The sequence below is a fragment of the Actinoplanes sp. NPDC026623 genome (genome assembly GCF_040638275.1).
GTDB lineage: Bacteria > Actinomycetota > Actinomycetes > Mycobacteriales > Micromonosporaceae > Actinoplanes.
Window position 1 is genome coordinate 19736 of sequence record NZ_JBEZXZ010000023.1, and the last position, 21588, is coordinate 41323.

The following is a 21588-nucleotide window of genomic DNA, read 5'->3' on the forward strand; positions in this document are numbered from 1 at the left end:
CGCCGACACCCGGCAGCTGATCCCGCCGCTCAACCAGATGCGGGTGGCAGAACTAGCCGTTGACCGCCCGGCGTGCGGTGTATTCCGTGGTGCGGTGCGTCGGGTACTGGATCAGGTTGTCCGGCTCCTCGTCCACCGTGCTGCTCCAGCGCCGGCCGGTCTCCAGCGGCTCGTCCTCGTACGCGGGCCGGATGCGGAACTGCCGGCCGTAGTCGAGCATGCCGTCGATGAGCCGGTCCACGTCGCGCGCGGGCCTTACGACGAGGCGCATGAACTGGCTGGTCATGCCGAGCTTGTTGCCGCACTCACGGGTGTACACGCCGTGGTTGGCGACCAGGTAGTCGCGCAGCGCCACGCCGGACCACTCGGTCGGCAGCTTGACCAGGATGAAGTTGCCCTGCGACGGGAAGATGGTCAGGCCGGGGATGCGGGCCAGCTCGCCGGCCATCGTGCGGCGGTCCCGGCTGAGCAGGCGCAGGCTGTCCTCGTACTCCTCGTCGTGCTCCTGGATCATGTAGACGACCTTCTCGGCGAGCGAGTTGAGGTTCCACTTCGGCAGCGCCTTGCCGATCTTGCCGGCGATCGCCGGGTTGGCCATCAGGTAACCGAAGCGGATCCCGTGCAGGCCGAAGTTCTTGCCCAGGCTCTTGAGCACGATCACGTTCGGCCGGATCACCGCGTCGGGCCCGACCGACGGGTACTGCTCCGCGTCGGAGAAGTCGATGAACGACTCGTCGACGACGACCAGGTCGAGGTCGCCCAGCGCGTCCATGAAGCGGATGACGTCCCGGCGGGCCAGGTAGCCGCCGTCCGGGTTGTTGACGTTGCAGACGACGGCGACCCGGGAGCCGCGGTCGCGGATGAACCGGACATAGTCGTCCAGGTTGAGCCGGAAGCCGTCGCGCTCCTGCAGCGGGAACATGTCGACCCGCTTGCCGGTCTCCAGCGGCTGGTCGGTCCACCGGCCGAACGTCGGGATCGGGATCGCGATGCTCTCCTTGATCAGGAGGTGGTCGATCCAGGTGATCAGTTCGGTGGAGCCGTTCGCCATCGCCACGGTCTGCGGGTGCAGGCCCAGCACGCTGGCCAGCTTGTTGGTGATGCTGGCCGAGTCGCTCGGGTAGTACTTCAGGATGTTCTTCAGGTCCCGGGAAAGCTCGTCGAACATCTCCGGCGTGGGGAAGTACGGGTTGCACGGGATGCAGAAGTCAACGATCTCCGCGCCCTCGCTCATGCTTCGAGAGAGATCGAAGTAAGACGCGCTGTGCGCCCCCTTGTGCAGGATCGAGGTATCGATTCCCGTCCGTGCCATCGCGCCTCCCGAGCCCTGTGTCAATGCCGCCCGTCAGTACGGACGGCATTGCGGGATCGTTCAGAACTTATGGATGACGTAATCAATGCAGCGAGTCAGCGCCTCGACGTCGGCCGGGTCGACGGTGGGGTAGAGCGCGATCCGTAGCTGGTTGCGGCCCAGCTTGCGGTAGGGCTCGGTGTCCACGATGCCGTTGGCCCGGAGCACCTTGGCAAGCCGCGCCGCGTCGATGCCGTCGGCGAAGTCGATCGTCGCCACCGCGTTGGACCGCAGCGCCGGGTCGGTCACGAACGGTGCCGCGACCGCCGACCGGTCCGCCCAGCCGTAGATCGCCTCGGCGCTCGCCCGGCTGCGCTTCGCCGCCCAGGCCAGGCCGCCCTGCGCGTTCATCCAGTCGACCTGCTCGGCGGCGAGGAACACCGTGGCCAGGGCCGGGGTGTTGTAGGTCTGCTCCAGGCGGGACTGCTCGATCGCCGTGACGAGATCCAGGAACTGCGGGATGTAGCGGCCCGAGGCCTTGATCTCGTGGGCGCGCTCGATGGCGGCCGGCGACATCAGCGCGATCCACAGGCCGCCGTCCGAGCCGAACGCCTTCTGCGGCGCGAGGTAGTAGACGTCGGTCTCGGTCAGGTCGACCTCGAGGCTGCCGCCGCCGGAGGTCGCGTCGGTCAGCAGCAGCGCGCCCGGGTCGGCGCCCGCGACCCGGCGCACCGGCACGGCGACGCCGGTCGAGGTCTCGTTGTGCACGCTCGCGTAAGCGTCGACGCCGGCCTCGGCGCTCAGGTAGGCCGCGCTGCCGCCGGGCGCCTTGTGCACGGTCGGCTCGGCGAGGAACGGCGCGTCACGCACCGCCTTGACGAACTTGGCGCCGAACTCGCCGAACTCCGCGAACTGGGCCTTGTCGCGGATCAGCCCGAACGTCGCCGTCTCCCAGAACGCGCTGGTGCCACCGTTCGAGATGATCACCTCGTAGCCGTCCGGCGCGGAGAAGAACTCGGCGATCCCGCCGCGCAGCCGGGCCACCTGATCGCGCACCGTCTTCTGCCGGTGCGAGGTGCCCAGGAGGGTCCGGGACACCCGGGACAGCGCCTCGACGCCCTCCGGGCGGACCTTGCTCGGGCCGGAGCCGAACCGCCCGTCGACGGGCTTGAGGTCGTCGGGAATCCGGATCGAGTCAGCCACGGGGGTCCTTCCAGCGGGAATCAGCGGTTACAGATTATGCGGGACGGCGTCCCAGCCCTCCACCTCTTGGGGCTTACGCGGCTCGGGTCCCAGGTAGTGGGCGCTCGGGCGCACGATGCGGGCGAGCCGCTTCTGCTCGAGGATGTGCGCGCTCCAGCCCGCCACCCTGGCGCAGGTGAACATCGAGGTGAACATGTGCGAGGGCACATCGGCGAAGTCGAGCACGACGGCGGACCAGAACTCGACATTGGTCATCAGCACCCGGTCGGGCTTGCGCGCCTGCAGCTCGGCGAGCGCGGCCCGCTCCAGCGCCTCGGCCACCTCGAAGCGCGGCGCGCCCAGCTCCTTCGCCGTGCGCCGGAGCACGCGGGCGCGCGGGTCCTCCGCCCGGTAGACGCGGTGGCCGAAGCCCATCAGCCGCTCGCCGCGGTCGAGCACGCCCTTGACGTAGCCCTCCGCGTCGCCGCTGCGCTCGACGGCCTCGATCATGTGCAGCACCCGGGAGGGTGCGCCGCCGTGCAGCGGTCCGGACAGCGCGCCGATGCCGGAGGAGATGCAGGCCGCGGCGTCCGCGCCGGTGGAGGCGACGATGCGGGCGGTGAACGTGGACGCGTTCAGCCCGTGCTCGGCCGCGGAGATGAAGTAGGCGTCGACCGCCTTGACATGCCGGGGATCGGGCTCGCCGCGCCAGCGCTTCATGAACCGCTCGACGATCGTCTGCGCCTTGTCGATGTCCTTCTGCGGCACGGCGGGCAGGCCCAGCCCGCGGGCGGCCTGCGCCACGAACGACAGCGCGGTCACCGAGACCCGGGCCAGGTCGGCGCGGGTCTGCTCCTCGTTGATGTCGAGCAGCTGGCCCAGCCCCCAGTAGGGCGCCAGCATGGCCACGGCGGACTGCACGTCGACGCGGATGTCGCCGGAGTGCACCGGCACCGGGAACGGCTCGGCCGGCGGCAGACCGGGCCCGAACCGGCCGTCGACGAGCAGCGCCCAGACGTTGCCGAACGACACCTGGCCGATCAGATCCTCGATGTCGACGCCTCGGTAACGCAGCGAACCGCCGGCCTTGTCGGGCTCGGCGATCTCGGTCTCGAAGGCGATAACGCCCTCGAGGCCCGGCTTGAAATCGGACACGTCACGCCTCCAGAGGACCCGGCCGGACGAAAGCCGTGGGTGTTTCATCTTGCCCGTTCGGTGACCGGCTGGTCGAGCCGGGGAAATGTGCTGTCTGCGACATCCATCCTCGCGGACCTGACGGGCCGCCGTCCGGCACTTAGGTTCGTTAAGTAAATCTTTGCGGAGGAGATGGTGTGAACCCGGAATCGCCCTCGCCCGCCGGCATGCGGCGCGACTACACCGAGCGGAGCGGGTTGCTCGAGACCGATCTCGCCGCGGACTGGGTCGGCCAGTTCGCGCGCTGGTTCGCCGAGGCGCAGGCCGCGGGCCTGCCCGAGCCCAACGCGATGATCGTCGCGACCGCCGACGCCGAGGCCCGGCCGAGCGCGCGGACGGTGCTGCTCAAGGGCTACGACGAACGCGGTTTCGTGTTCTTCACCAACTACCGCTCGCGCAAGGGCGTCGAGGCGCTGTCGAACCCCGTCGCCAGCCTGGTCTTCCCCTGGTTCGCCATGCAGCGGCAGGTGCTGGTCACCGGCGCCGTCGCGCCGGTGGACCGGGCCGAGACCGAGGCCTACTTCGCCACCCGGCCGCGCGGCTCGCAGCTCGGCGCGTGGGCCAGCCCGCAGAGCCGGGTGCTGCCGGACCGGGCCGCCGTCGAGGCCGGGATGGACGCGGCGATCGAGCGCTTCGGCGCCGAGGGCGAGGTCCCCGCGCCGCCGCACTGGGGTGGTCTGCGGGTGATTCCGGAGACGGTCGAGTTCTGGCAGGGCCGCGCCAGCCGGCTGCACGACCGGCTGCGCTACCGGCGTACGGAAGAGGGCTTCGTCGTGGAACGGCTCGCGCCTTGAGTCAGGAGCCGGTCGAGGCGGCGGCGAAGGTCGCCGAGGACGCGGCCGGCAGCGGGCGCAAGAGCTGGGTCATCGACATCCGGCCGCTGCGCGGCGCCGCCTACCGGCGGATGTGGATCGGCAACGGCGTCGCGTTCTTCGGGTTCCAGTTCACCGCCGTCGCCGTGCCGGTGGAGATGTTCGCGATCACCGGCTCGTCGGCCTGGGTCGGCCTGCTCGGCGTCGCGAGCCTGGTGCCCCTGTTGATCTTCGGCCTGTGGGGCGGCGCCGCGGCCGACGTGGTCGACCGGCGCAAGCTGCTGATGGCCAGCTCGATGCTGGCCTGGCTGTCCACCATCGGGCTGCTCGCGCAGGCTCTGCTCGGGCTGCACAGCCCGGGTGTGCTGCTCGCGCTGACCGCCGTGCAGTCGGCGGGCTTCGCGATGAGTTCGCCGGCCCGGCAGGCGATCATCCCGCGGATCGTGCCCGGCGACCTGGTGCCGGCGGCGAACACGCTCGCGTACACGACCACGACGGCGGGCGGTGTCCTCGGGCCGCTGGCCGCGGGCCTGATCTTCGGCGCCTGGGCGACGGACACCGGCGTCACCATCGCGTACGCGGTGGACGTCGCGCTGTTCACCGTCTCGTTCTGGGCCGTGCACCGGCTCCCGGCGATCCCGCCCATCCACGACGCCGCCGTGGCCGAGCGGCCGACGGCGGGCCTGCGCGGCATCGCCGACGGGCTGCGGTTCCTGGTCACCCAGCCGGTCCTGCTGCTGTCGTTCGCGGTGGACATCGTCGCGATGGTGCTGGCCATGCCGCGGGCGCTGTTCCCGGAGATCGCCGAGGACCGCTTCGGCGGCGGCTCGGCGGTGGGCTGGCTCTTCGCCGCGATCGCGATCGGCTCGCTGGCCGGCGGCCTGACGTCGGGCTGGATCGGCCGGGTCAGGCGCCAGGGCGCCGCCCTGGTCGTCGCCGTCGTCGGCTGGGGCATCGCGGTGGGCCTGGCCGGCTTCGCGCACTCGCTGTGGCTGATGGTGCTGCTGCTCGCGGTCGGCGGCGCCGCGGACCTGGTCAGCGCGGTCTACCGGCAGTCGATTCTGCAGACCTTCGCGCCCGACCGGCTGCGCGGCCGGCTGCAGGGCGTCTTCACCGTCGTGGTGGCCGGCGGGCCGCGGCTCGGCGACCTGCGCGCGGGTGCGATGGCCGATGTCGCCGGGCCGACCGCCTCGTGGGCGGGCGGCGGCTTCGCGGCCGCCGGCGTGGCCGTGGGGCTCGCGCTCGCCTTCCCGGCCCTGCTTCGCTACCGTCCTCCCGCTGACGACGAGGTCACCCGATAATGTCAGGGGCATGACCGAGCGCAGCGAGGGATTCGCGGCGCCGGAACGGCGAAGCGAGGCGGTGGCGTGAGAGACGTCGTGGCGGCGAAGTCCGGTTTGCAGTGGACCATCGAGGCCGATGGGCACCGGGCCGTGATCGCGGAGGTCGGCGGCGTGCTGCGCGGCTACTGCGCCGGTGAGCGGGAGGTTCTCGACGGCTTCGGGCCGGACGAGATCTCGCCCGCCTCGGCCGGTCAGATCCTGGCGCCGTGGCCCAACCGGATCCGCGACGGGCACTACTCGTTCGAGGGCACGGCCTACCAGTTGCCGCTGACCGAGCCGGCCCGGCACAACGCGATCCACGGGCTGGCCAACTGGGCCCGCTGGAGCCTCGTCGAGCAGACCGCCGACGCCGTGACGGTCGAGCTCGATCTCCCGCCCCAGATGGGATACCCCTGGTCGCTGACGCTGCGCACGCGGTGGAGTGTCTCCGCCGACGGGCTGCGCTCCGATCAGGAGGTCGTCAACACCAGCGACCGCAACGCGCCGTGGGGCTTCTCCGTGCATCCTTACCTGCGGCTGCCGGGTGTCGCGGTCGAGGACATCCTGCTGCAGGTGCCCGGCCGCAGCCGGGTGCTCACCGACGCCCGGCTGCTGCCGATCGGCGCGGTCAAGGTCGCCGGCAGCGACTTCGACTACACGGAGCCGCGCCGCATCGGCGAGGCCGTGCTGGACACGACGTTCGGCGACCTGACCTACGCGGCCGACGGCGGCTCCTCGGTGCGGATCGCCGCGCCGTCGGGCGAGCAGTCCGTGACGGTCTGGGGCGACGAGAACTTCCGCTGGTGGCAGATCTTCACCGGCGACACCCTGCACGGCGAGCGCTTCCGGCGCTCGGTGGCGATCGAGCCGATGACGTGCCCGCCGGACGCCTACCGCTCGGGCCGGGACCTGATCGTCCTCGAGCCGGGGCAGACCTGGCGCGCCCGCTGGGGCGTGCGGCCCTCGGCCGGCTGACGTGGAGTTCGACGAGGTTCTCCGGCGCCGCCGGATGGTCCGCACGTACGACCCGGATCGGCCGGTGCCGCCGGAGATCGTCGACAAGCTGATCAGGCACGCCCTGCGCGCGCCGTCGGCGGGCTTCTCGCAGGGCTGGGGCTTCCTGGTGCTGCGGGAGCAGGCCGATCGTGATCTCTACTGGTCGGCGACGGCCGAGGGCGACGACCCCGCGGCGGGTTCGTGGCTGGACCGGATGCGCACCGCGCCGCTGATCATCGTGGCGCTGTCCAACAAGTCGGCCTACCTGGACCGGTACGCACAGTCCGACAAGGGCTGGACCGACCGGGACGAGAAGCGCTGGCCGGTGCCGTACTGGGACATCGACACCGGGTTCGCCGCCCTGCTCATCCACCTGACCGCGGTGAACGAGGAGCTCGCCTCGCTGTTCTTCGGTGTGCCCGCCGAGCGGGTGGGTGCATTCCGGGACGCTTTCGGCGTTCCGGAGGAATTCACTCCGGTCGGGGCCCTCACGATCGGCTACCCCGCCGCGGATAAGAGGTCACCATCACTGCGGCGCGGGCATCGTCCGGTGGACGAGGTGGTGCATCATGGCCGATGGGCCGCGACGGACCGGCCCTCCGCGAGTGACATCTGACAACGGGTGACATCGTCGGGGCGCAGATCCGGTCGCTAGGCTGGCGGCTCGCTAGGCTTGCAGACAGGTCGGCCCGCCCGGTGGGCGTGACATAGGTGAGGACCGAGGGGAGCGTGCCGTAGTGATCTTCAAAGCGGTACGGGACGGAGCGCCGTACCCCGACCATCACACGACGCTCAAGAGGTGGGCCGAGATCCCTCCGCGCCCCATCCGGCTGGCGGACCTGATCACCACCAAGCGCGAGCTCGCGCTCGACAAGCTGCTCGCCGAGGACTCGACCTTCTACGGCGACCTCTTCCCGCACGTGGTGGAGTGGCACGGCGGCCTCTACCTGGAGGACGGCCTGCACCGCGCGCTGCGCGCCGCGCTGCAGCAGCGCAACCAGATCCACGCCCGCGTGCTGGTCATCGACAACTGATCCGCCGGGCGTCCTGGGCTCGCGCCACGGGCAGGGCCTAGTGTCGATCCCATGGCCGTCGTCTCTCCCCTTGATCTTCTCGACCTGGACGCGCTGCTGACCGACGAGGAGCGCGACGTCCGCGCGCTGGCCCGCCGCGTCGGCGACGACCGGGTCCGCCCCTACATCGCCGACTGGTATGAGCGCGGCGAGGTGCCCGTCCGCGAGCTGGCCCTCGAGTTCGGCAAGCTCGGGCTGCTCGGCATGCACCTGACCGGCTACGGCTGCGCCGGCGCGTCCGCGGTCGCCTACGGGCTGGCCTGCCTCGAGCTCGAGGCCGCCGACTCCGGCGTGCGCTCGCTGGTCTCCGTTCAGGGCTCCCTGGCGATGTACGCCATCTGGAAGTTCGGCAGCGAGGAGCAGAAGCAGCGCTGGCTGCCCGGCATGGCCGCGGGCGAGCTGATCGGCTGCTTCGGGCTGACCGAGCCCGACCACGGCTCCGACCCGGGGAACATGGCGACCCGGGCCCGCCGCGACGGCGACGACTGGATCCTCACCGGCGGCAAGATGTGGATCACCAACGCCCCGGTCGCCGACGTGGCCGTGATCTGGGCCCGCGCCGAGGAGGGCATGGTCGGCTTCGCCGTGCCGACCAGCACCGCGGGCTTCAGCGCCCGCGAGGTCAGGCTCAAGCTCTCGCTGCGCGCCTCGGCCACCGGCGAGATCACCCTCGACGACGTCCGGCTGCCCGAGTCGGCCCGGCTGCCCGAGGCGCGCGGCCTGAAGGCCCCGCTCTCGTGCCTCAACCAGGCCCGTTTCGGCATCATCTGGGGCGCGCTCGGCGCGGCCCGCGACTGCCTGGAGACCGCCATCTCGTACGCGACCAGCCGCGAGCAGTTCGGCCGCCCGATCGCGGGCTTCCAGCTGACCCAGGCGAAGCTCGCGGACATGGCGCTGGAGCTGCAGAAGGGCTACCTGCTGGCGGTGCACCTGGGGCGCCGGTGCGACTCGGTGGGGCTACGCCCGGAGCAGGTCAGCGCCGGCAAGCTCAACAGCGTCCGCGAGGCCATCAAAATCGCCCGGGAGTGCCGCACGATCCTCGGCGCGAACGGCATCAGCGGCGAGTACCCGGTGCTCCGGCACGCCAACAACCTCGAAAGTGTGCTCACTTACGAGGGAACTTCGGAGATACATCAGCTGGTGATTGGTCAGGCATTGACCGGATTGAACGCCTTCGGGGGCTGACTGCGCTGCGAGTGTCGCACCCCTTCCGTACCGTGGGTATCAGAAGGAGGGGGTGAGCACCGATGGCCAACCCGAGCGAGATCGACGAACCCACCCGGGAGTATCCAGAGGTCGACGATCAGCCCGTGCCTGAGCCGGCAACTCCGGCGCCCGCCGCGGAGCCCAGGAGCGGCATGGGCGGATTCGCCCGCGTTCTCGTGTTCACCGGTGTCGTCTTCGCGCTGATCGTGGCGATGTGCCTCGGCCTGCGCGCGGTCGACGTCCTGCCGGGCTTCAACAACCCGTTCTCCGACAAGACCACCGACCGCAGTCAGCCGGTGCTGCTGCAGTCGATGCGCGACCTGAGCCGCTACGTTGCGGCCGACGGCACCTTCCAGGTCATCGTCGACCTGCAGGAAGACCGGGAGAACATCCCCGACTTCCTGCTCAACAAGCGCACGCTGTTCGTCGGCTCCGGCACGGTCGAGGAATACATCGACTTCGGCACCCTCACCGAGGGCGCGATCAAGGTCGACAACGACGACAAGTCGGTCAAGATCGTGCTTCCCCCGCCGCAGCAGGGCCAGGCCGCCCTCGACATGCAGCGCAGCTACGTCGTCGCCGAGGAGCGCGGCCTGCTCAATCGCATCGGCGACGCGTTCCGCAGCGATCCCGATCAGCAGCAGCGGGTCTATCAGATGGCGCAGCAGCGCATCACGGAGGCGGCCCGGGCCAGCGGCCTGGATCAGCGCGCCCGGGACAACACCCAGAAGATGCTGGAGGGCCTGTTCGCCAGCCTGGGTTACACCTCGGTGACCGTCACGTTCGTCAGCCCCTGAGGGGGCCATTCGCCGCACGGCGCGGCGTCCCGTCCGACAGGTCGGGGCGCCGCGCGGCGGGTCACTCGCTGGGCATCATGATCCAGAGGATCAGATAGATCAGGAACTGCGGGCCGGGCAGCAGGCAGGACAGGACGAAGATCAGTCGCATTACCCCGGAGGACAGGCCGAACCGGCGCGCCAGGCCGGAACAGACGCCGGCGATCCATCGGTCGTCGCGGGGCCGTGACAATCGGCGGGTCACGTCACTCACTTCCATTCGGTGGCGGCTGTGACCGTGCGTCCCAGCCATTTCCAACGGTATGAGCCGGGCGCGGCGCCGCCCTCGATCCCGAGGTGGAGAAGCGCTTTCGCGTTCCCGTAAGGGCTACCCGGAGCCGGTGTGAAACCACTGTTAACATCGGGGCAATTCCGCCCCTAGACGCCTCGTCGCCATGGGCGGCTCACGTGGGAGGTATGTCTCGGTGACGCTCGCCGTGCTGTGCGGGAGCGCCGGCAACGACCTCGACCCGGGTGTGGCCCGTCGGCTCGCCGACGAGCTCACCGCGGCGCTGGCCGCGGCCGGGGCCACCGCGGTCGTGCCGGTGGAAGGACTCGACGTCGCGGGGCAGTTGCGCGAGATCGCCAGGATCGCGGCGGGAGCGGCGGAGCCGCTGCTGTTGTGCGCCGACGATCTGGTGGCACACCCGAGTCTGCTCTGGACCCTGGCCACCGAGCCGGCCGGCCGCAGCACCGCCCTGGTGATCGCCGAGGACGGCGGCGACCTGCGCGAGGAGCGCGGGCGCCTGGTCGCGGCGGTGGACGGCACGACGCGTTTCCTGGGCGCGATCAGCATCGCCCCGGGCGACCTGCCGATCCTGGCCGCGGCCGCCGCGCGCGCGGCCGATCACGCGCCGGCCGCGCCCGGGCCGGCCGGTGCCGCCGGTGCCCGGGCCGTCCTGGGCGCGCCCGGAAACGCGGTCGACGTGCTGCTGCCGGAGCTGATCGAGGGCGGGCTCGTGCCCATCGCCACCCGGGTGCGGCTGCTGCACGCCGAGCGGGTGCACACCCCGGCCGGGCTGACCGCGGCCCGCGCCGCGGTCGCCGCCGTCGACGAGGACTCCGCGCTGCTGCGGCTCGCGGTCAAGGAGAAGGACGACTTCTTCACGACCTACGCCGTCAGCACCTGGTCGCCGCTGGTCACCAAGTGGTGTGCCCGGCTCGGCCTCAGCCCGAGCGGCGTCACCGCGCTGTCCGTGCTGTTCGCGGTGGCCGCCGCGCTCGCCTTCTGGCAGGCCTCGCGGCCCGCGATGATCGCCGGCGCCGTCCTGCTCTACCTGGGCTTCGTGCTCGACTGCGTGGACGGTCAGCTGGCCCGTTACACCCGCCGCTTCGGGGCGTTCGGCGGCTGGCTCGACACGATGGCCGACCGGGCCAAGGAGTACGCGGCCTACGCCGGCCTGGCCGCAGGCGCCGAGCGGGCCGGGCTGCCCTACGCCTGGCCGCTGGCGATCACCGCGATCCTGCTGCAGACGGTCCGGCACATGACCGACACCTGGTACGGGGCGCTGCACGACGAGGCGGCCGCCCGGCAGGCCGTCGGCACCGCGGGCAACACTCCCGCCGGCGGCGGGGTGGGCGCGCGGCTCAGCCGGGCGTCCAACCGGGTGCAGGCGGACACCGGCTCGGCCGCGTACTGGCTGAAGCGGATCGTGGTCTTCCCGATCGGCGAGCGGTGGGCGCTCATCGCCGTGCTGGCGGCGTTCGCCAACGGGCGGGTCGCCCTGGCGGCCGTGGTGATCTGGGGGCTGCTCGCCGCCGCGTACACGCTGGGGCTGCGCTCGCTGCGCTCGATCTCGATGCGCGTCGGCGTGCTCGACACGGTCGACACGTCGCGGCACCGCGACGACGGGCTGCTGGTCCGCGCCGTCCTGAGCGGGGCGAAGGCCGGTGCGCCCCTCGTCGCGGCCGTCGTCGCGGCGCTCGCCGCGCTGGGGCTGGTGGTGGGCCTGCTGGCGGGCTGGGTGCCGGCCGGCACCGAGGTGGGCCGGTGGGTGAGCGGCGGGCTTGAGGTGGAGCTCATCCGGGCCACCGGGGCCGCCGCGGCCTGGCTGGTGGTGGTCACGGCGCTGGTGCTCGGTGCGGGGCTGCCGGCCCGGTCCCGGCACGACGGACCGCTCGACTGGCTGATCCCCGCCGGACTGCGGGCGGCCGAGTACCTGATGGTGGTCGCCGTCGGGCTGATCTGCTCGGTGCCACCGCCGATTGTTTACCTGCTGTTGTTCATGCTGGCACTGCGCCACTACGACCTGACCGCCCGGATGGAGAAGGGTGCGCCCGGCGCATCCGCGGCGAGGGCTTGGTTCGGCTGGGACGGCCGGGTCGTGTTGCTCGTGGTGTGTTCACTGTGCGGGGTCGCCACCATCGGTGAGTTCCTGCTCGCCGTCGTCGTGTGCGGCTGCTTCCTGGCCGCGGCGGTCCGCGACTGGAGATCCGGAGGTTCGTAATGCCCCTGCTCAGCGTGGTTTTACCGGTGTACAAGGTGCAGGGTTACCTGCGCCAGTGCCTGGACTCTATGCTCGAGCAGGCATTCACGGACTTCGAGATCGTCGCCGTCGACGACTGCTCACCGGACAACAGCGGAGCCATCCTCGCCGAGTACGCGGCGCGTGACCCGCGGGTCCGGGTCGTCTCGCTGGAAACGAACGCGGGGCTGGGCGGGGCGCGCAACGCCGGGCTCGATCGGGCGGTCGGCGACTACGTCTGGTTCGTCGACGGCGACGACTGGCTGGCGCAGGGCGCGATCGGCGCGGTCGCCGCCCGGCTCCTCGAGACGGACGCGGACGTGCTGGTCATGGGCTTCGACCGGGTGTTCTGGGACGGCCGGGTGACGGTTCCCAACGCCGGCGCGCGGCTCGCCACCGCGCCGCGGACGTTCACGGTCACGCAGTGGCCGCGGATCCTCAAGGTGCTGCACGTGGCCTGGAACAAGATCGTGCGGCGGGAGCTGCTGATCAACCTCCGCTTCCGCTTCGAGTCGGGCTGGTACGAGGACGTCTCATACACCTTCCCGGTGCTCGCGGCGGCCGGCCGGATCACCGCGCTCGGCCGCACGTGCGTGCACTACCGGCAGCGCAGGACCGGGGCGATCACGCGTACGGTCGGCGACCGGCACTTCGACATCTTCACCCACTGGGCGCACGCGCTCGAGCTCGTGGAGAAGTACGCCGAACGGCCCGAGGCGCTGCGGCCGCTGCTCTTCCAGCGGATGATGTGGCACTACGTGGTCGTGCTGCGCAATCCGGAGCGAATACCGCCGGCCTCGTACCGGGGCTTCTTCGACCGGATCGGCGAGGATTTCCGCAAGTACCGGCCGGCCGAGGGCTACGTCCTGCCGTCGGGGGCGGACGGCATGCGGCTCCGGCTCATCGAGCGGGGTTACTTCCACAGGTTCCGGGCGCTGAACTGGGCCATCGACGCGGCCAGGTCCCTGAAGCGGGTGCGGCGGGTTCCGGTGCGCAAGGCGGTGGCGCTCGCCAAGCGGGTGCGGCAGGCCGCGTACCGCCGCTACTACCGGCTTCAGCTTCGGCTGCCGCTGGACGACCGGCTCGCGCTGTACGCCGCGTACTGGTACCGGGGGGTGACCTGCAACCCGGCGGCGATCTCGCGCAAGGCCGCCGAGCTGGCCCCGGACGTGCGCAACGTCTGGGTGGTCGGCCGGGCACGCGTCGGTTCCGTGCCGCCGGGCACCGACTACGTGATCGCCGGTTCGCTGGCGTACTTCCGGGCGCTGGCCCGGGCCCGCTGGCTGATCAACAACGTGAACTGGCCGAACTGGGTGCTCAAGCGGGCGGGCTCCACGCATCTGATGACCCACCACGGCACGCCGCTGAAGATGATGGGGCTGGACCAGGTCGATCACCCGGCCGCCGCCAAGGATCAGGACTTCCACGCGCAGATGCGCCGCGCGGACCGCTGGGACTTCAGCGTCTCGGCGAACGCGCACACCACCGTCGCCTGGGATCGGGCGTACCCGTGCGGCTACGAGACCCTCGAGGTCGGTTACCCCCGCAACGACCGGCTCGCGACCGCCGCGCCGGCCGAGGCGGCGGCCGTGCGGGAGAAGCTCGGCATCGCGCCGTCCGAGAGGGTCATCCTCTACACGCCGACGCACCGCGAGTGGCTGCCGCCGGGGCAGCAGGTGCTGGACGTGGAGGCGTTCGCCGAGGAGCTGGGGCCGGACAGCGTGCTGCTGGTCCGCGCGCACTACTTCTACGTCGCGCCGGGCGCGGAGACCCAGTCGCGGCGCGGGCGGATCGTGGACGTGTCGGCGTACCCGGAGGTCGAGGACCTCTATCTGGCCGCCGACGTGATGATCACCGACTACTCGTCGGCGATGTTCGACTTCGCCGTGCTGGACCGGCCGCTGGTGATCTTCGCGCCGGACTGGGCGGCCTACCGGGAGCTGCGCGGCACCTACTTCGACCTGATGGAGCAGCCGCCGGGAGCGGTCGCGACGACGTTCGCGGGACTGGTCGGCCTCTTCGCCGACGGCGGGTACGCGACGGCCGAGGCGGACGATCGCCGGGCCCGGTTCCGGGAGCGGTTCTGCTACCTCGACGACGGCCGGGCCGCCGAGCGGGTGGTGCGCCGGGTGTTGCTGGGAGAACCGGCTCAGTAAATCTTCGGGGCGTCGCGAGCGGGCCGAAAACCTCCTGCGAGGGGCCGTTCGCGTCGCCACCTGCACAGACAGTGCAGTTAGTTGATCTTGTGACACCTGTGAATGGGTAACCATCCGGTGACTGTGGGCAAATGGCACGTTCACCCGATGGCAGACATCGATGGCTGTAGTCACGCTAAGCCATCGTCGCAGCTCAAACGCAGGAGGTTGACGGTGTCCACCGTCGCGCTCAAGGACGTCACCAAGGTCTGGCCGCACGGCAGCGTCGCGGTCGACCGGGTCAGTCTGGACGTCGAAGACGGTGAGTTCCTGGTTCTGCTCGGGCCGTCCGGGTGCGGTAAGTCGACCATTCTGCGCATGATCGCCGGGCTCGAGGACCCCACCGCCGGCGCCATCCTGCTCAACGGCGAACCGGTCATGGACCTGGCGCCGAGGGATCGGCAGATCGCCATGGTCTTCCAGGACTTCGCCCTCTACCCGCACATGACCGTCGGCGAGAACATCGGCTTTCCGCTGAAGCTCTCCGGCGTCGAGCCCATGCCGCGCGGCGAGCGGATCGGCGACGTGGCCAGCGCGCTCGGCATCGGCGACGTGCTCACCCGCAAGCCCGGGCAGCTCTCCGGCGGCCAGCGCCAGCGGGTCGCGATGGGCCGGGCCATCGTGCGCCGCCCGGGACTCTTCCTGATGGACGAGCCCCTCTCCAACCTGGACAGCGGCCTCCGCGCCGAGTTGCGCGCGGAGATCACCGGGCTCACCCGCGAGCTCGGCGTCACCACCATGTACGTCACCCACGACCAGGCCGAGGCGCTGACCATGGCCGACCGGGTGGCGATCATGCGCAAGGGCGTGCTGCAGGACATCGGCACCCCGACCGAGGTCTACGGCCGTCCGGCCACCCTCTACGTCGCGGCGTTCCTCGGCGCACCCCGGATGAACCTGCTCGAGGCCTCGGTCTACGTGCACCTCGATCGCTACATCGCACTCAACCTCGGCGAGCAGGCGCTCTACCTGCCCTGGAGCGACATCCGGTCGCGGGCGATCTCGCACTACCACGGCGAGCGCATCGTGGTCGGCATGCGGGCCGAGGCGCTCACCCCCGTCGCCCCCGACTCGCCGGGCGACGTGCTGCAGGGGCGCATCCGCTACCTCGAGCACCACGGCCACGAGTCGCTGGCCTTCCTGGACATCGGCGCGACCGCCATCGTCGTCGACGAACTCGCCGGGGTGACCGCCGAGTCCGTCACCGAGACGGGCGCGCTCAAGCGGATCGGGGGAGCGCTGCAGCGGCTCACCGGCCGCGGCGAGAAGGCCGCCGTGCTCGAGCGCGAGGATCCGGAGAAGGCCTCGGTGCTCAGCGACCCCGGCCGGCACCACCGGCGCCCGGCCGAACTGGCCGTGCGGCTGGCGCCGTATCCCGCCGTGTCTCCGGGACATCCGCTGGCGATCAGCGTGCGGATGGACGCCCTGCACTTCTTCGACGAGCGCGGGGACCGCATCGACATCGGCTGGCGCTGATGCCCGGCCGCGGCGCCGTGTCGCATCTCTTCTGACCCGTTTTGGGGGAGCCGCCGAGTGCCGCGGAGGCGGTTGACGGCGTAGGCTGCTCGGCGGTGGAGGAAACAGTCGACCACGAAGTGCTGGGTCCGGCTCCGGGCAGGGAGTCGCCGGACAGTGCACCGGCGCGCAAAGATCCCGATCGATCGATTCCGGCACGGTCGGACCGCGCCCGATTCACGTTGCTGGACCGCACCTTCGGCCGCGACGAGATCACCGTGGTCCGCCACGAGGTCACCGCGCGGCTCAATCTCGGCGTGCTCGGCGATCGCCTGCCCGGCTTCGTGCTGGCGATCAACGAGGTGATCACCAATGCCGTCCTGCACGCCGGCGGTCACGGCCGGATCGTGCTGTGGGGCACCGCCGGGTCGCTGTGGTGCACGGTGACCGACTCCGGGCCGGGGATTCCCGAGCGGTTCCGGCATCCGCCGCAGGCGCCGGAGGCATTCGAGGTGGGCGGCCGGGGCATCTGGTTGGCGCACCAACTGTGCGACGAAGTGACGATGGCCACCGGTCCGATTGGGACTACTATCGGACTGCGAATAGTCGTGCCCCACCGTATTACCATGTCTGACCTGGTCAACGGCGCCTCGACAGGCGGCTGAACACGGCATGAAACGCCGTGGAAATGTCGTCCTGCGCATAGAGGCGTGTTGGCCATCTGGGGCGACTACATTGGTCCAGTGCTCGGACTACCTCCTCATGTGACGGCCTGCCTTTTCGACCTCGACGGTGTGCTGACGCAGACCGCCCTGGTGCATAACGCGGCGTGGAAACAGACCTTCGACGCGTTTCTCCGGACGTGGTCATCGCAACACGGACAACCGTTCACGCCGTTCGACTCAGGCGCCGACTACCACCAGTACGTCGACGGTCGGCCGCGCGCCGACGGCGTCCGTACCTTCCTCGCCTCGCGGGGCATCACCCTGCCCGAAGGCGCGCCCGATGACGGTCCCGACGAGGAGACCGTCAACGGCACCGGCAACCGCAAGAACGAACTCGTCCTGCAGAAGATCCAGGAAGGCGCGGTGCAGGTTTACACCGGATCGGTCGACTACCTGCACGCCGTCCGGGACGCGGGCCTGCGTCGTGCCGTCGTCTCGGCCAGCGCCAACTGCGCGGACGTGCTGGACGCGGCCGGCATCGCGGACCTGCTCGAGGTGCGCGTGGACGGCATCACCGCCCGCAGCGAAAACCTGCCCGGCAAGCCGGCCCCGGACACCTTCCTCTACGGCGCCAAGCTGCTCGGGGTGGACCCGGTCAACTGCGCCGTGTTCGAGGACGCCCTGGCCGGCGTGGCCGCCGGCAAGGCCGGCGGCTTCGGCATCGTGATCGGCGTGGACCGGGTCGGCCAGGCCGACGCGTTGCGCGCCCACGGCGCGGACATCGTCGTGCAGGACCTCGCAGAGCTCATTCAGTAAGTCGCACAGCAAACCCCCACATACTTTCCCCTTTTCAGTGCGAGAGGCACCACCGTGATCCGTGAACGGGCCTACCCCGTCGATCCCTGGCACATCAGGGAGACCCGGCTGGACCTGGACCTGCTGGCTCAGTCCGAGTCGGTCTTCGCCCTGTCCAACGGCCATATCGGCATCCGCGGGAATTTGGACGAGGGCGAGCCGCACGGCCTGCCCGGCACCTATCTGAACTCGTTCTACGAGCTGCGGCCGCTGCCGTACGCCGAGGCGGGCTACGGGTTCCCCGAGTCGGGCCAGACGATGATCAACGTCACCAACGCGAAGCTCATGCGGCTCCTCGTTGACGACGAGCCGTTCGACGTGCGATACGGCGAGCTGCGCTCCCACGAGCGCACCCTCGATCTGCGTGCGGGCACGCTCGAGCGGATCGTGGAGTGGGTCTCCCCCTCCGGCCAGGCGATCCGGGTCCGCACCGTCCGGCTGGTGTCGTTCACCCAGCGCTCGGTCGTCGCGTTCCTCTACGAGGTCGAGCCGCTGGACGCCAGCGCCCGGCTGATCCTGCAATCCGAGCTGGTGGCCAACGAGCAGCTCCCGCCGACCAGCAAGGACCCCCGGGTCGCCGCGGTGCTGGACCACCCGCTGCAGGCCGAGGAGATGCTGGAGCAGCGCACCGGCGGCTTCCTCGTGCACCGGACCAAGGCCAGCGACCTGCGGATGGCCGCGGCGATGGAGCACCTCGTCGAGGCGCCGGGCAAGCACGCCGTCACCACCGAGGGGCACCCGGACTGGCTGCGCACCACGGTGGCCTGCAAGCTCGAGCCGGGGCAGAAGCTGCGGGTCGTCAAGCTGGCCGCGTACGGCTGGTCCAGCAACCGCTCGCTGCCGGCGGTGCGCGACCAGGTCGGCGCCGCCCTGGCCAGCGCCCGGCTGGACGGCTGGGAGGGCCTCGTCGAGGCGCAGCGCGACTACCTCGACGCCTTCTGGGACCACTCCGACGTCAAGGTCGAGGGCGACCCCGAGGTGCAGCAGGCGGTGCGGTTCGGCCTCTTCCACATGCTGCAGGCCGGTGCCCGCGCCGAGCAGCGGCCGATCGGCTCCAAGGGCCTCACGGGCCCGGGCTACGACGGGCACACGTTCTGGGACGCCGAGACGTTCGTGCTGCCGGCCCTGACCTACACCCAGCCGTCCGCGGCCGCCGACGTGCTGCGCTGGCGGCACTCCACGCTCGATCTGGCCCGGGAGCGCGCGCAGACCCTCGGCCTGCAGGGCGCCGCCTTCCCGTGGCGCACCATCCGCGGTCAGGAGTGCTCGGCGTACTGGCCGGCGGGCACGGCCGGCTTCCACATCGGCGCCGACATCGCCGACGCCGTGCGCCGCTACGTCTCGGCCACCGGCGACTACGACTTCGAGCGCGAGTTCGGCCTCGAGCTGCTGGTGGAGACCGCCCGGCTGTGGCGCTCGCTGGGCCACCACGACCGGCACGGCCGTTTCCACATCGACGGCGTCACCGGCCCCGACGAGTACACGGCCGTGGTCGACGACAACATCTACACCAACCTGATGGCGCAGCAGAACCTGTTCGCCGCGGCGGACGCGGCGAAGCGGCACCCCGACCTCGCCCGCAAGCTGGGCGTGGACGGCGAGGAGTCGGCGTCGTGGCGGGACGCGGCGGCCTCCGTGCACATCCCGTACGACCGTGAGCTCGGGGTGCATCAGCAGTCGGAGGGCTTCACCCGGCTGCAGGAGTGGGACTTCGAGAACACGCCGCCGGAGGCGTACCCGCTGCTGCTGAATTACCCCTACTTCGACCTGTACCGCAAGCAGGTGGTCAAGCAGGCCGACCTGGTCATGGCGATGTACGTGCGCGGCGACGCCTTCACGCCGGAGGAGAAGTCCCGCAACTTCGCCTACTACGACTCGCGTACCGTGCGGGACTCGTCGCTGTCGGCGTGCATCCAGGCGGTCATGGCCGCCGAGGTGGGCTACGTCGAGCTGGCACACGACTATCTGGGTGAGGCCGCCCTGATGGACCTGCACGACCTGCACCAGAACGCCCGCGACGGCGTGCACGTGGCGTCGCTGGCCGGCTCCTGGATCGCCCTGGTGGCGGGCCTGGGCGGCATGCGGGACTCGAACGGACAGCTGTCGTTCGCGCCGCGCCTGCCGAGCCGGATCAACGCGCTGGAGTTCTCGCTGCTCTGGCGCGGCCTGCGGCTGCGGGTGCAGGTGACGGCGGACGACGTCACCTATTCGCTGCGCAACGGCGGCGGATCGGCCCGGCTCGACCTCCTGCACCACGGCAAGGAGGTCACGATCACCCAGGTGAAGCCGGTCGTGCTGGCCATCCCGCCGGCGCCGCCGACGGGACCGTCACCGACCCAGCCGGCCGGTCGCGCCCCGGTCCGCCGGGCCACGGGTTCCTGAGCCCCACCGACAACTGAGGCCCCCGTCCAGGTGGACGGGGGCCTCAGTCGTAGGCCGTGGCCGGCGGTCAGAGCATCGACACGTGTACGTGGTCGGTGTGGTTGCTCGGGCCGTGGTAGGTCTTCCAACCTGTCGCCGGGAACCAGATCATCCTGTTCCAGATGACGTAAAGGATGCCCAGCTGGTCGGCGTTGCGGACCAGGAACGCCATCAGGTTGTTGCCGTACTCCCGGGTGTCCTGGTTGTGCCAGGGCGCGAAGCCGCTGTTCTGCAGCGACCAGTCGCAGGCTCGACCCTTGGGATGCTCGAATGGGCCGCCGTTGCGGTGGCAGCCGACGAACCGCTTGAAGTTCGCCTTCTTTACTTCCTTGTACATATGGAACGTGCGCGGGGTGATGCAGCCGCTGGTCGTCGGGTCGTTCACGCTGCACGACTCGGGGCCGAAATCGCCGTTGGAGTCGCGCGGCGCCGGTGCGGCCTTCGGCGAATTGGCCAGCACGAAACCGCCGGTCACCGTGTCACCGCCGACCTTCGCCAGGGCGTTCTCCGCCGACTCCTTCTGCTTCCTCATCGAGGCGAGGTTCTGCTGCTGGGCCTTGACCTCCTGGTCGAGGTGCAGCTTCTCCGTGTTGACCTCGTCGATGGCCTGGTAGAGCGCGTGCAGCTTGTTGTCGTTGAGGGCGTTGATCTCCTCGAGGGAGACCGCCATCTTGAGGAAGCTCTCCGGGCCCTTGGTGTTGAGCAGGAAGCCCATGGTGGAGATGCCACCGGTGCGGTACTGCTGAGCCGCCACCGCGCTGACCTCGGGAAGCAGGGCGTCTCGCCGGGACTCGGCGTTCTTGACCCTGAGGGCGAGGGCGAGCTGCGTCTTGGTCGACTTCGCGACCGCCGACTTCGCCGCGACGAAACGCCGGCCCGTGGAGTCGAGCACGTCGTTGAGAAGCTGATCCTCTTCGCCGTCGTCGGCGGTCGCCGACTTCGAGTCGTCGGGGTCGGCGCTTGCCGGTGCGGCGGGCGCGATCAGCATCGAGACCGCGACTAGCGGTGCCAGGGCGAGGACCAGCCACCGGCGGGGTCTTGCCGTCATTCAAAATCCTTCCGCGTGGCCGCCGACCGGGTTAGCTGACGGGTTCGGGACGGAAGCGATCCCTACCACTGTTAAGTGGATTCACCCCACTACTACGCGTGGTTCCCCGGCTCGCCTTGCGGCGATTAGGCGGTGGGCTGCCGGCACCTTGGGGGCGGTGCCTTCTTGGCAGCAACCGGCGGCCAGCTTACCCGACAACGGGCCGTCTGCCAGTCTTCGCAAGGCCGATATAAGCGTTACCTACCAACGACTTTCCGTTACCTTTCGATGGAATGCGCAGGTAGTCGAGCCGCGGCGAGTCATAGGTGTGAGTCGTTGCATTCTTTCCGCGCCGAAATCACGCCGAGTGGCCGCATTGTTGCCCAGAGTGCGACACCTGTCGATTCTTAGCATCGATGGGTAGTGTTCGTCACGGTCTCAGCGCAGACCGCCGCTTAATCGCCGCAAGGCGAGCCGGGGAACCAACCGAGTAATGGGGTGAATCGGGTCCACGCCGCAGGCGCGGACCGGTAGGGATCGCTTCCGTCCCGAACCCGTCAGCTAACCCGGTCGGCGGCCGACGGAAGGAAAGC

At 70.5% G+C, this 21588-nt stretch carries 18 protein-coding genes and 2 riboswitches; of the genes, 13 read left to right on the plus strand and 5 right to left on the minus strand.

The features are described 5' to 3' along the window. Positions 1–52: 52 nt before the first annotated feature. The 3 genes from AB0F10_RS10010 to AB0F10_RS10020 all read right to left on the minus strand — a co-directional run bounded on the left by AB0F10_RS10010 (position 53) and on the right by AB0F10_RS10020 (position 3628). On the minus strand, positions 53–1234 hold the full coding sequence (locus AB0F10_RS10010) for a histidinol-phosphate transaminase (protein ID WP_360622048.1): 1182 nt from the start codon (positions 1232–1234) through the stop codon (positions 53–55). Between the two features lie 138 nt (positions 1235–1372). Continuing rightward, the gene (gene serC, locus AB0F10_RS10015; RefSeq protein WP_360622050.1) at positions 1373–2494 is read right to left on the minus strand and encodes a phosphoserine transaminase; all 1122 of its coding nucleotides are present in this window, start codon (positions 2492–2494) and stop codon (positions 1373–1375) included. 27 nt (positions 2495–2521) lie between these two features. Continuing rightward, positions 2522–3628 carry a citrate synthase 2 gene (locus AB0F10_RS10020; protein ID WP_360622052.1) on the minus strand — a complete coding sequence of 369 codons (1107 nt, stop codon included), beginning with the start codon at positions 3626–3628 and terminating at the stop codon, positions 2522–2524. A gap of 176 nt (positions 3629–3804) precedes the next feature. Here AB0F10_RS10020 and pdxH point away from each other — a divergent pair, with 176 nt between their 5' ends. The 7 genes from pdxH (at position 3805) to AB0F10_RS10055 (ending at position 9873) form a co-directional block, all read left to right on the plus strand. Beyond that, on the plus strand, positions 3805–4461 hold the full coding sequence (pdxH, locus tag AB0F10_RS10025) for a pyridoxamine 5'-phosphate oxidase (protein WP_360622054.1): 657 nt from the start codon (positions 3805–3807) through the stop codon (positions 4459–4461). A gap of 71 nt (positions 4462–4532) precedes the next feature. Continuing rightward, complete coding sequence (locus tag AB0F10_RS10030) at positions 4533–5780, plus strand: MFS transporter (protein WP_360622139.1); 1248 nt, start codon at positions 4533–4535, stop codon at positions 5778–5780. 66 nt (positions 5781–5846) lie between these two features. Then, the gene (locus AB0F10_RS10035) at positions 5847–6776 is read left to right on the plus strand and encodes an aldose 1-epimerase family protein (protein WP_360622056.1); all 930 of its coding nucleotides are present in this window, start codon (positions 5847–5849) and stop codon (positions 6774–6776) included. A gap of 1 nt (position 6777) precedes the next feature. Then, positions 6778–7413 (plus strand): nitroreductase family protein, encoded by a 636-nt coding sequence (locus AB0F10_RS10040; RefSeq protein WP_360622058.1) that lies wholly within the window; start codon positions 6778–6780, stop codon positions 7411–7413. A 121-nt stretch (positions 7414–7534) separates the two neighbouring features. Beyond that, positions 7535–7831 (plus strand): type II toxin-antitoxin system VapB family antitoxin, encoded by a 297-nt coding sequence (locus tag AB0F10_RS10045; protein WP_125807223.1) that lies wholly within the window; start codon positions 7535–7537, stop codon positions 7829–7831. Between the two features lie 51 nt (positions 7832–7882). Continuing rightward, positions 7883–9055 (plus strand): acyl-CoA dehydrogenase family protein, encoded by a 1173-nt coding sequence (locus AB0F10_RS10050; RefSeq protein WP_360622060.1) that lies wholly within the window; start codon positions 7883–7885, stop codon positions 9053–9055. A gap of 62 nt (positions 9056–9117) precedes the next feature. Next, positions 9118–9873: a DUF4230 domain-containing protein gene (locus AB0F10_RS10055; protein WP_360622062.1), complete on the plus strand. Its 756-nt coding sequence runs from the start codon at positions 9118–9120 to the stop codon at positions 9871–9873. Positions 9874–9934: 61 nt separating this feature from the next. Here the strand turns inward: AB0F10_RS10055 and AB0F10_RS10060 are convergent, their stop codons facing one another. Then, a complete protein-coding gene (locus tag AB0F10_RS10060; protein ID WP_360622141.1) occupies positions 9935–10117 on the minus strand; it encodes a PspC domain-containing protein in 183 nt (60 codons plus the stop codon). Between the two features lie 220 nt (positions 10118–10337). On the opposite strand from AB0F10_RS10060, the gene AB0F10_RS10065 reads away from it, so the two are divergent. The 6 genes from AB0F10_RS10065 to AB0F10_RS10090 all read left to right on the plus strand — a co-directional run bounded on the left by AB0F10_RS10065 (position 10338) and on the right by AB0F10_RS10090 (position 19929). Further along, complete coding sequence (locus AB0F10_RS10065) at positions 10338–12359, plus strand: DUF5941 domain-containing protein (RefSeq protein ID WP_360622064.1); 2022 nt, start codon at positions 10338–10340, stop codon at positions 12357–12359. Beyond that, positions 12359–14533: a bifunctional glycosyltransferase family 2 protein/CDP-glycerol:glycerophosphate glycerophosphotransferase gene (locus AB0F10_RS10070; RefSeq protein WP_360622066.1), complete on the plus strand. Its 2175-nt coding sequence runs from the start codon at positions 12359–12361 to the stop codon at positions 14531–14533. The genes AB0F10_RS10065 and AB0F10_RS10070 overlap by 1 nt, the downstream gene beginning before the upstream one ends. Positions 14534–14746: 213 nt before the next feature. Beyond that, positions 14747–16048 carry an ATP-binding cassette domain-containing protein gene (locus AB0F10_RS10075; protein WP_360622068.1) on the plus strand — a complete coding sequence of 434 codons (1302 nt, stop codon included), beginning with the start codon at positions 14747–14749 and terminating at the stop codon, positions 16046–16048. 95 nt (positions 16049–16143) lie between these two features. Beyond that, the gene (locus AB0F10_RS10080) at positions 16144–16692 is read left to right on the plus strand and encodes an ATP-binding protein (protein WP_360622070.1); all 549 of its coding nucleotides are present in this window, start codon (positions 16144–16146) and stop codon (positions 16690–16692) included. A 78-nt stretch (positions 16693–16770) separates the two neighbouring features. Further along, positions 16771–17508: a beta-phosphoglucomutase family hydrolase gene (locus tag AB0F10_RS10085; protein ID WP_360622072.1), complete on the plus strand. Its 738-nt coding sequence runs from the start codon at positions 16771–16773 to the stop codon at positions 17506–17508. A gap of 54 nt (positions 17509–17562) precedes the next feature. After that, positions 17563–19929, plus strand: a complete 2367-nt coding sequence (locus AB0F10_RS10090) for a glycoside hydrolase family 65 protein (RefSeq protein WP_360622074.1) — start codon at positions 17563–17565, stop codon at positions 19927–19929. A 67-nt stretch (positions 19930–19996) separates the two neighbouring features. On the opposite strand, the gene AB0F10_RS10095 is transcribed toward AB0F10_RS10090, so the two are convergent. Further along, on the minus strand, positions 19997–21016 hold the full coding sequence (locus tag AB0F10_RS10095) for a hypothetical protein (RefSeq protein ID WP_360622076.1): 1020 nt from the start codon (positions 21014–21016) through the stop codon (positions 19997–19999). A gap of 3 nt (positions 21017–21019) precedes the next feature. Further along, positions 21020–21158, minus strand: a riboswitch (cyclic di-AMP (ydaO/yuaA leader). 279 nt (positions 21159–21437) lie between these two features. Continuing rightward, a riboswitch (cyclic di-AMP (ydaO/yuaA leader) is annotated at positions 21438–21587 on the plus strand. The last annotated feature ends 1 nt before the right edge of the window (position 21588 follow it).